This window comes from Kribbella sp. NPDC004875 (assembly GCF_042873375.1).
Classification (GTDB): Bacteria; Actinomycetota; Actinomycetes; order Propionibacteriales; family Kribbellaceae; genus Kribbella.
Map to the genome: position 1 here is coordinate 357,710 of NZ_JBIALI010000008.1, position 9,254 is coordinate 366,963.

The 9,254-nt window shown below is 69.8% G+C and carries 10 protein-coding genes; 3 read left to right on the forward strand and 7 right to left on the reverse strand.

The genetic code is table 11. The features are described 5' to 3' along the window. The first annotated feature begins 80 nt into the window (after nt 1–80). A complete protein-coding gene (locus tag ACFYRH_RS37815) occupies nt 81–947 on the forward strand; it encodes a winged helix-turn-helix transcriptional regulator (RefSeq protein ID WP_387785097.1) in 867 nt (288 codons plus the stop codon). On the opposite strand, the gene ACFYRH_RS37820 is transcribed toward ACFYRH_RS37815, so the two are convergent. Beyond that, nucleotides 931–1,821 carry an alpha/beta fold hydrolase gene (locus ACFYRH_RS37820; protein ID WP_387785098.1) on the reverse strand — a complete coding sequence of 297 codons (891 nt, stop codon included), beginning with the start codon at nt 1,819–1,821 and terminating at the stop codon, nt 931–933. The genes ACFYRH_RS37815 and ACFYRH_RS37820 overlap by 17 nt on opposite strands. A gap of 66 nt (nt 1,822–1,887) precedes the next feature. On the opposite strand from ACFYRH_RS37820, the gene ACFYRH_RS37825 reads away from it, so the two are divergent. Beyond that, the gene (locus ACFYRH_RS37825; RefSeq protein WP_387785099.1) at nt 1,888–2,466 is read left to right on the forward strand and encodes a PadR family transcriptional regulator; all 579 of its coding nucleotides are present in this window, start codon (nt 1,888–1,890) and stop codon (nt 2,464–2,466) included. Between the two features lie 167 nt (nt 2,467–2,633). Further along, complete coding sequence (locus ACFYRH_RS37830; RefSeq protein ID WP_387785100.1) at nt 2,634–3,266, forward strand: 4'-phosphopantetheinyl transferase family protein; 633 nt, start codon at nt 2,634–2,636, stop codon at nt 3,264–3,266. Nucleotides 3,267–3,331: 65 nt separating this feature from the next. Here ACFYRH_RS37830 and ACFYRH_RS37835 read toward each other — a convergent pair whose 3' ends face one another. From ACFYRH_RS37835 to obgE, 6 genes are all read right to left on the reverse strand, one after another. Continuing rightward, the gene (locus ACFYRH_RS37835; RefSeq protein WP_387785102.1) at nt 3,332–4,648 is read right to left on the reverse strand and encodes a glutamate-5-semialdehyde dehydrogenase; all 1,317 of its coding nucleotides are present in this window, start codon (nt 4,646–4,648) and stop codon (nt 3,332–3,334) included. A gap of 291 nt (nt 4,649–4,939) precedes the next feature. Then, nucleotides 4,940–5,362 carry a spore germination protein GerW family protein gene (locus ACFYRH_RS37840; RefSeq protein ID WP_387785104.1) on the reverse strand — a complete coding sequence of 141 codons (423 nt, stop codon included), beginning with the start codon at nt 5,360–5,362 and terminating at the stop codon, nt 4,940–4,942. 16 nt (nt 5,363–5,378) lie between these two features. Continuing rightward, entirely contained in the window at nt 5,379–5,564 is a 186-nt protein-coding gene (locus ACFYRH_RS37845) for a hypothetical protein (protein ID WP_387785106.1), read from the reverse strand. A gap of 8 nt (nt 5,565–5,572) precedes the next feature. Next, the gene (locus tag ACFYRH_RS37850) at nt 5,573–6,091 is read right to left on the reverse strand and encodes a flavodoxin domain-containing protein (protein WP_387785107.1); all 519 of its coding nucleotides are present in this window, start codon (nt 6,089–6,091) and stop codon (nt 5,573–5,575) included. Nucleotides 6,092–6,182: 91 nt separating this feature from the next. Continuing rightward, complete coding sequence (proB, locus tag ACFYRH_RS37855) at nt 6,183–7,295, reverse strand: glutamate 5-kinase (protein WP_387785108.1); 1,113 nt, start codon at nt 7,293–7,295, stop codon at nt 6,183–6,185. Between the two features lie 4 nt (nt 7,296–7,299). Further along, nucleotides 7,300–8,883, reverse strand: a complete 1,584-nt coding sequence (gene obgE, locus ACFYRH_RS37860; protein WP_387785109.1) for a GTPase ObgE — start codon at nt 8,881–8,883, stop codon at nt 7,300–7,302. Nucleotides 8,884–9,254: the final 371 nt, after the last annotated feature.

Here is a 9,254-nt window from a genome sequence, read left to right on the forward strand (position 1 = left end):
CCCTTCGGTAGAGTGAGTTCCTGTTGGGAACTTACTGGCCCAGCTAGCGTGGTGGCAATCGGATTCGAAGGAGCGCGGACGTGCGGCGGAGCAGCTTCTCCCCGGAGCCGGACTGTGCGATCGCCCAGTCCCTCGCGGTGGTCGGCGACGGCTGGGAACTGCTGATCGTCCGCGATCTGGCCCGTGGGGTCTCACGGTTCGACGAGCTCGCGGGGTCTCTGCAGATCTCGCGGAAGGTGCTGACCGAGCGCCTGACCGGCCTGCTGGACAGCGGGATCGTCGAGCGGTCGGCGTACCAGGAACGGCCGACTCGGTATGCGTACCAACTGACGCCCCGTGGGCGAGCCCTCCTCCCGGTGCTCGTCGCACTCCAGGACTGGGGCGATCGCTGGTTGCTCGGCGACGGCTCACTCACCGGGACGAACGCCGCGGACGAACCGCCCGCACACCGCCTCCACGAACTTGTCGGTCAGAGAGTCCCGTACGTCGCCTTGCCGTCGACCGCGGGTACGACGGTTGACGTGGTGGATGCAGACGCCCGCGCGACCGTCCTGTTCGGGTACCCAGCGACAGGGCGGCCGTCACCACTGCCGGCGGGATGGGACGAGATCGCGGGGACGGCCGGCTGCACGCTGGAGAACCGGCTGTTCGCCGGGCGACGGTCCGAATTTGCCCAGCAGGAGGTCGCGGTGCGCGGGGTCAGCACGCAGCGGACCGACGAGCAGCAGGCGTTCGCGAAGGCGGAGGACATCCCACACCTGCTGCTGTCCGACCTCGACCTGGAACTGGCGGCGGCCTTGCGGCTGCCGACGTTCCGGGCCGGAGGGTACGAGCGGTTGAAGCGGGTCGTGCTGGTGATCGGCGCCGATCGCCTGGTACAGGCCGTGCGGTATCCGGTGACCGACATCGCGGATGCTGTCGACTGGGCGCTCACGACTGCTTCTTGAAGAAGGACTTCACCTCGGCGGCAATGCGGCGTACCGCTTCGGGCTTGCCGGTCGGGTTGACGCCGCCCGGATCCGAGGACGAGCCGTGGTCGAAGCCGTCGAACTCGATCCGGCGGCAGTGCGGGAGCACCTTCTCCAGCGTGGCGCGGCCCGGCTCGAGACCGCGCAGGCCCTTGGTGCCGCCGAGCAGCAGGACCTCGGCGTCGACGGTACGGAAGTTGTCGAAGGTGCCGGCCAACTCGGCGACGATGATGCCTTCGCCATGGATCGTCGGAGCCAGTTGGCGCATGGTGATCGCATCCGCACCGGCCTGGCGTGCCTCCTTCGCCATCATCCTCTCGGTCATCCTGCGGAGCAGACCGCGCGGCATCACCTTGAGGAAGGCCGGTGCCATCTCGAAGCCGAACATGCTCGTGACCATCGCGCCGGCGACGTCGCCGCGGGCGATCTCCTGGTCGAAGCGGGCCAGCCACTCACGGTGCGGTTCGCCCTCGGCGACGATCGCGGGCTCGTAGAGGGCGACCTGCTCGAGTCCGGGAAGCACCCGGGCGGCCTCCAGCACCACCGCTCCCCCGGCGCTGACGCCGAACGCACGGTCGGCGCCGGCCACGGTGAGGACGGCCTCCAGGTCTTCCAACTCGGCGTGGACGCCGTGGTCCGGTCGTTGCGGGCCGGAGCGGCCGCGACCGCAGCGGTCCGGGAGATAGACGGTGAACTCGTCGGCGAGGGCCTCGGCCAGGAGCGTGTGACTGCGGGCGGACTCCATGCTGCCGTGCAGCACGACGACGGCCGGCCCCTGGCCGGTCTTGTAGTACGCGATCTCGGTCCCGTCGCGAGAGGTGACGACGCCCTGGGTCAGTTCTGCTGTTCTCATGGATCGATAGTTACATGGGATCTAGTTACATTGCAACTAGTGTCTTTGTACCGTTAAGCTGGGGATGTGACTTTTAGACGCTCACCCCTCGCCCTGGCGATCCTCGGTCTCCTGGAGAACGGGCCGCTGCATCCGTACGGGCTGCAGCGGTTGATCAAGCAGTGGGGCAAGGACCAGGTCGTCAACGTCGGACAGCGGACGAGTCTGTACCGGATGATCGTGCGGCTCGAGGAGGCCGGACTGATCACCGTCGGCGCGACCGAGCGCGACGAGCGGTACCCGGAGCGCACCGTGTACCACCTGACCGACGAAGGCCGGCGGATCTGCCGGGAGTGGCTGGCGGAGATCATCACGACGCCGCGGAACGAGTTTCCGGAGTTTCCGGCGGCGTTGTCGTTCGTGATGCTGGTGACACCGGAGGTCGCGGGTGAGCTGCTGGGGCAGCGGCGGGAGTCGCTGACGAAACGGATCGCCGAGCTGCAACTGGAGCTCAGGAGCCAGGTCGACGGGGAGCCGATACCGCGGTACGCCTTGCTGGAGACGGAGTACCAGGTCGCGGTCGCGGTCGCCGAGGCCAAGTGGATCGACGGCGTACTTCACGACCTGCGCGCGGGGAAGCTGACCTGGACGCCGGGGCCGGTGTGACCGAGCAACCTCGTGCCGCCGACCAGGCCGGTGTGACCGAGCAACCTCGTGCCGCTGACCAGGCCGGTGTGACCGAGCAACCTGGTGCCGCCGACCGGGCCGGGGGGACCAAACGGGCTGGTGCCGCCGACCGGGCCGAGCGGGTTGGGGAGGCTGTTGGCGACCGAGTGGGGGTTGAGGTTTGGTGGGCTGAGGTCGGGCTTGCTCGGCAGGAGTTCGTTGCGGATCTCAACGACGTCGAGCGCGGGCGGTTGGACGCATACCTCCGGGACGTGGACAAGGCGCGGTTCCTGCTGGGGGTGACGATCGTGCGACGAGTGCTGGCCGCTCGGATGTCGTTGCCAGCGGCAAAGGTTGCGCTGGATCGGACCTGCCCGGACTGCGGCAAACCCCACGGGAAGGTGCGAAGCACCGGAGTCGAGCTGTCGGTGACGCACTCGGGGGACCTCGTGGGCGTGGCGTTCGCGGATCGGCCGGTCGGGCTCGATGTCGAGCGGGTTGACCCGTCGCTGGACGTCGACGCCCTGGCCCGGGTCGCGTTGAGCGAGGCGGAAACGCAAGAACTCCGTGGGTACGACGGACTCGCGAAGGCGCGGGCGTTCACGGAGTACTGGACCCGGAAAGAGGCCGTGCTGAAGGCAACCGGGGAGGGTCTGCGCGGCGACCTACGCGCGGGCGTCCCGGCCGGGATTCACGTGGTCGAGCTCGAGGTGGGCGCCGACCACCGGGCAGCGCTCGCGGTCATCTCCCCCACTCCACCGGTCATCACCCAACAGACCGCGGCCCAGCTCCTCCGCTGACCGCCGGCGGCCTGTTGGATCGATGGCCTGCTGCAACCCGCCAGCGGTGCAACAACCCGTCAGTCTCAGGTGCGGAGTTGGCCTTCACCGGTGACGACGTACTTCGTCGACGTCATCTCGGGGAGGCCCATCGGGCCGCGGGCGTGGAGTTTCTGGGTGGAAATGCCGATCTCGGCACCGAAGCCGAATTCGCCGCCGTCGGTGAAGCGGGTGCTGGCGTTCACCACGACCGCGGCCGAGTCGACCGCCTGCGTGAAGCGGCGGGCCGCGGACTGGGACCGGGTGATGATCGCCTCGGTGTGACCCGAGCTGTACCGCCGGATGTGCTGCACCGCCGCCTCGAGCGAGTCGACCACGGCAGCGGACAGATCGAGCGAGTTGTACTCCGTGCCGAAGTCCTCGTCGGTCGCGTCCACAACCGCTCCGCGAACCACCACGTCCTGGTCGGCAACGCCGCTCTTGCCCGCCACCATGTGCTGGTCGGGGGCGAGATTCTTGCTGGCAGCAACTACCGTGGGGTCGCCGTGGACGGTGACGCCGGCATCGGTCAGTGCGGGGAGCGCGCGCGCCAGGAACTCGTCGGCGACCGCGGCGTGCACGAGCAGCGACTCGGCTGCGTTGCACACGCTCGGGCGCTGCGTCTTCGCGTTCAGCAGGATCCCGAGGGCGAGATCGAGGTCCGCGTCCGCGTCGACGTACACGTGGCAGTTGCCGACCCCGGTCTCGATGACCGGCACCGAGGACTCCCCGACCACCGTCTGGATCAGGCCGGCGCCACCGCGCGGGATCAGTACGTCGACCAGCCCGCGGGCCTGCATCAGTTCCTTCACCGCGGCGCGATCCGTCGGCACGCCTTGTACGACGTCCGCGGGCAGTCCGGCCGACTCGGCGGCGTCCCGCAGTACGGCGATGATCGCCTCGTTGGACGACTTGGCGGAGGAGGAACCGCGAAGCAGGACGGCGTTGCCGGACTTCAGGCAGATGCCTGCCGCGTCGGCGGTGACGTTCGGGCGGGCCTCGTAGATGATCCCGACCACGCCGAACGGGACGCGGACCTGGCGGAGTTCGAGACCGTTCGGCAGCGTGTATCCACGCACCACCTCGCCGACCGGGTCGGTGAGCCCGGCGAGCTGCTCGAGCCCGGCCGCCATCCCGTCGACGCGCGCCGGGTCGAGCGCCAGCCGGTCGACCGTGGACTCCGGCGTACCGGCTTCACGCGCGGCCGCGACGTCCTTCGCGTTGGCCGCGACGATCGCGTCCGTGTGCTCCCGCAACGCCGCCGCCATCGCGTGCAGCGCGCCGTCCTTCGTCGCCCGCGACGCATCGGCCAAGGCATATGACGCCTCACGAGCCCGCCGCGCCAACTCGATGATCTCACTCACCCCGCCATCGTAGTGCGCCCCCACCACGCCCCGTCCGGTCGTCTCAGCCCACTTTGTGCACCCACCGCGCACGCCGGCCACAACCTCGTACGCACTGGGTGCACAAAGTGGGCTACCGAGGGGCTGTCTGTTCACGCTCGCGGAGGACGGCTGCGACGTACCGCGTGAGATGTTCGACTGATCAGGCGGGTGAGCACGTGGGCAACGATGCCTGGGAGAACTTGCTCCGGCCACCGGTCGCCGCCCCCGCCGCGGAGGAGGCGGCCATCGCGACGCCGGTGAGGCCGACCTTCACTCGCCCGTCGTAGGTTGCGCCTGCGCGGCGGCCGCGGCCCGCTTGGACCGGCGGTCGCGGAGCAGTTTGACCAACGTTCGAAGGGTCAACAGGGCGACCAGTCCGACCAGTTGGCCGCCGAGGATGACCTTGGTGGCGTCGACGGCCGGCGACCAGGTGACTTCGCGGTCGCCGATCACGTAGACGCCGACCGGTCTGGCGGACAACCCGAAGCCGCCGCCGGACCCGGACCCGTCCGTGCCCGGCCCGGTGATGCCTTCGCCGCGCCCGCTTCCCCCGCCGCCGGTGATCCGGGCGACCGGCAGGATCGTGAAACCGTTGTGACTGACCGGAGCACCGAAGACAGTTCCGGCCTTGGCGGTCTCCATCACTCCCCGCAGTACGTCGACCACATCCTGCTGCTTGTCTGGCTTGCCCATGGATCCCCTCCCAGATTCAGGCGCCGAGGAACTTCAACAGGTCGTAGGTGACGAAGGCCGGCCACACCACGGCTTTGAGGATGCCGAGGATGACTGACCAGAAGCCGTCGGCGCGCTGGATGTAGTACACCAAAGCCCCGATCAGCCCGAGCCCGTACACAGCGTTTCCGGCGCCACCGGGCGCACCCCGTTTCCCGCTCATGGCCGCCGTCAATCGGTCGTCGACGGTACGACGGTCCCGAGATGCTTCGCGATCGTGTGGGACCAGTCAGCGATGCGTCCCGGGTTGCGGAAGTCACCGCCTTTGCCGCCGCGGACCATCGCCTTCGCCATGAACCCCTTGGCGTCCTCGGTGAGCCGCCCGCCGAATGTCACGTGCTCGACCGCGCCGAGGCGATCGGACAGCTTCGCGACCTGCGCCACCGGGCGGATCTCACGCCGGTCGGCGGAATCGTCCAACGGCCCGCTGCTGAACAGCCAGACCGGACGGTTCCGTAACGCGTCGGCGTGCCGGCGCGCGAACGTGCGCGCGTCCCGATTCCACCGTCCCGCGTAGAGAGCGCCGCCCAGTACGACGGCGTCGTACCCCTCGATCGACGGGACGTCCGCGGCGGGACGAGCCTCCGCCGTCAGACCGTCCGCCCGCAGCGCGCTGACGATCATCTCGGCGATCCCTGCCGTCGACCCGTTCTTCGTGCCGTACGCGACCAGCACACTCGTTGTACTCATGGCGCCTCCCCAACGTCGGTTCCAGCGTCACAACCACGCCAGGAAGCAGACAGGGGCCACCGTCCCGACCGTGCGGGACCTTCGGACCGGGTCAGAGCAGCACGAGGTCGTCGCGGTGGACGACTTCGCGTTCGTACGCCGATCCGAGTTCGCGGGCCAGGTCGCGGGTCGAACGGCCGAGAAGCTCGGGCAGCTCGGAGGCGTCGTAGTTGACCAGCCCGCGGGCGATCGTCACCCCGGACGGCGAGACCAGGTCGACGGGATCGCCGGCCGAGAACGTGCCCTCGACCGCCGAGATCCCAGCGGGCAGCAGGGATGCGCGGCGTTGCGTCAACGCGCGCACCGCGCCCTCGTCGAGATGCAGCATCCCCTGACCGGACGTCGCGTGCGCCAGCCACAGGAGCCGGGTCTTACGACGCCGGCCGGTCGGGTGGAAGAGGGTCCCGACCGGCTCGCCGCTGAGCGCCTCGCCGACCCGGCCGGCCGAGGTCAGGACGACCGGAATCCCTGCCTCAGTAGCGATTGCGGCCGCTTCGACCTTCGTCTGCATGCCGCCGGTGCCGACGCCGGACGTGCCGGTCTTGCCGATCGCGAGCGGCTCCAGGTCCGCGGCACCACGGATCTCGGTCACCATCGACGTACCGGGTTTGCGCGGATCCCCGTCGTACAGGCCGTCGACGTCGGATAGCAGCAGCAACAGATCCGCGTGCACCAGGTGGCTCGTCAGCGCCGCCAGGCGATCGTTGTCACCGAAGCGGATCTCGGTCGTCGCGACCGTGTCGTTCTCGTTCACGATCGGTACGACGCCCAGCTCGAGCAGCCGTGCGAACGTGCGGAACGCGTTGCGGTAGTGGCTCCGCCGGGTCACGTCGTCGACCGTCAGCAGGACCTGCCCGACCCGCAAGCCGTGCGCCGCGAACGCGTCGCTGTAGCGGGACATCAACAGACCCTGGCCGACCGACGCGGCCGCCTGCTGCGTGGCCAGGTCGCGCGGTCGGGACCGCAGCCCCATCGGCGCCAGCCCGGCGGCGATCGCGCCGGAGGAGACGAGCACGACCTCGGTCCCCGCCACCCGCCGCGCCGCGATGGCGTCGACGAGCAGCCGGACCCGTTCGAGGTCGATCCTGCCGCGTTGGGTCAGCGACGACGAGCCGACCTTCACGACGATTCGCGTGGCGTTGGTCGCCTCCGCGCGCTGGTTCATGAAATCAACCGTTCTGGTCGAGATCCTCCTGCGACGCCAGCTCGCGCGCTTCCTTGCGTGCGAGCTTGGCCGCAGCCGCTGCTGCTCGTTTCGCCTCCGCCGGGGACAGGTCCACCTCGTCGGTGTCCCAGTTGCCGCCGTACTCCGACCAGTCCTCGGACCGCTCGCCCTCCCGGAAGGCGTGGTACTCCGAATCCTTCGCCCGCCGCCGCTGCGCCGCGGGACGCTCCTCCTCGAGCCGGTGGTCCTCACCGCGCCGGGCCAGGATCTCCGCGCCGGCCGCGACGTCGGGCGCGAAGTCGAACACGATCGCGTTCGGACCGTCACCGATCACCACGGCGTCACCGGGCTGTGCGCCGAGCTTGAGCAGCTCCTCCTCGACGCCGAGCCGGTTCAGCCGGTCGGCCAGGTAGCCGGTCGCCTCCGCGTTCGCGAAGTCGGTCTGCTTCACCCAGCGCTCGGGCTTCGCGCCCTGCACCAGCCAGCCCTCGCCGTCCGGCAGCTGCTTCACCTTGAACTCGGGCCCGCCCTGCACCTGCGGCCGGATCACGATCCGCGTGGTGTCGGGCTTCTCCTGCTCCGCGCGCCGGCGTACGACGATGTCCGCCATCGCGAACTTGAGCGCCTCCAGGCCCTCGTGCGACGCGGTCGAGATCGGGAACACCCGCAGCCCGCGCTGCTCCAGCTCGGCCTGCACCATCTCCGCGATCTCCCGCGCATCCGGTACGTCGATCTTGTTCAGGGCAACGAGTCGCGGCCGGTCCTCCAGACCACCGTGCGCCTCGAGCTCGGCCTCGATCGTGTCCAGGTCACTCAACGGATCGCGGCCCGGCTCGTACGTCGCGCAGTCGATGACGTGCACCAGCGCCGCACACCGCTCCACGTGCCGCAGGAAGTCGTGCCCGAGTCCGCGGCCCTCGCTCGCACCCTCGATCAGACCGGGCACGTCGGCAACGGTGTACGTGACGTCACCCGCGACGACGACACCGAGGTTCGGAACCAGGGTGGTGAACGGGTAGTCGGCGATCTTCGGCCGGGCCCGGCTGATAGCGGCGACCAGCGACGACTTGCCCGCGCTCGGGAAACCGACCAGACCGATGTCCGCGACGACCTTCAGCTCCAGGACCAGCGAGCGCTCCTCGCCGTCCTCACCGAGCAGAGCGAATCCGGGCGCCTTCCGCGTGCTGCTCGCCAGCGCCGCGTTCCCCAGACCGCCCTTGCCGCCCTGCGCCGCGATGAACTCCGCTCCCGGTCCGACGAGATCGGCGAGTACTTCGCCGTTCGCCGTACTGACGACCGTGCCGTCCGGGACGCCGAGGATCACGTCGGCGCCGTTGCCGCCGGCCTGGTGATCACCCTTGCCCTGGGCACCGTTCGTCGCGGTGCGGTGGCTCGAGCGGTGGTAGTCGACGAGCGTGGTGACGTCCGGGTCGACGCGCAGGATCACGCTGCCGCCGTCACCGCCGTTCCCGCCGTCGGGGCCGCCGAGCGGCTTGAACTTCTCCCGGTGCACCGAGGCGCAGCCGTTTCCGCCGCGACCCGCGGCGACCTGCACCGTGACCCGGTCGACAAAGCTGGGAATCGCCATCGGTCTTCTCTACTTCCTGTGGTTGATGCTCCACCGCATTTGAGTGGTTCACCCCTGAAGTCGTCCGTTCGCCCCCCGCATGCGAGCGGTGAACGGACGACTTCAGCGGTTAACCACTCAAATTGCTGGGTGGTGGGGTGGGGCCGGGGCCGGGTGGGTGGGGCCGGGGCCGGGGCCGGGTGGGTGGGTGGGGCCGGGGTGGGGTGGGTGGGGGTTTGGGGGTGCAACGCGAAGGGCGGGGGGCGGGCATGCGCGCCCCCCCCCTCCTCACTTGTTTTTAAACTACGGGGGGGGGGGGTAATTCCCCCGGGGCGGGGGCGTGTTGTAGGAGCCGCCACCCGCCCCGGGGGCGCACAACAACGTGGCCACCG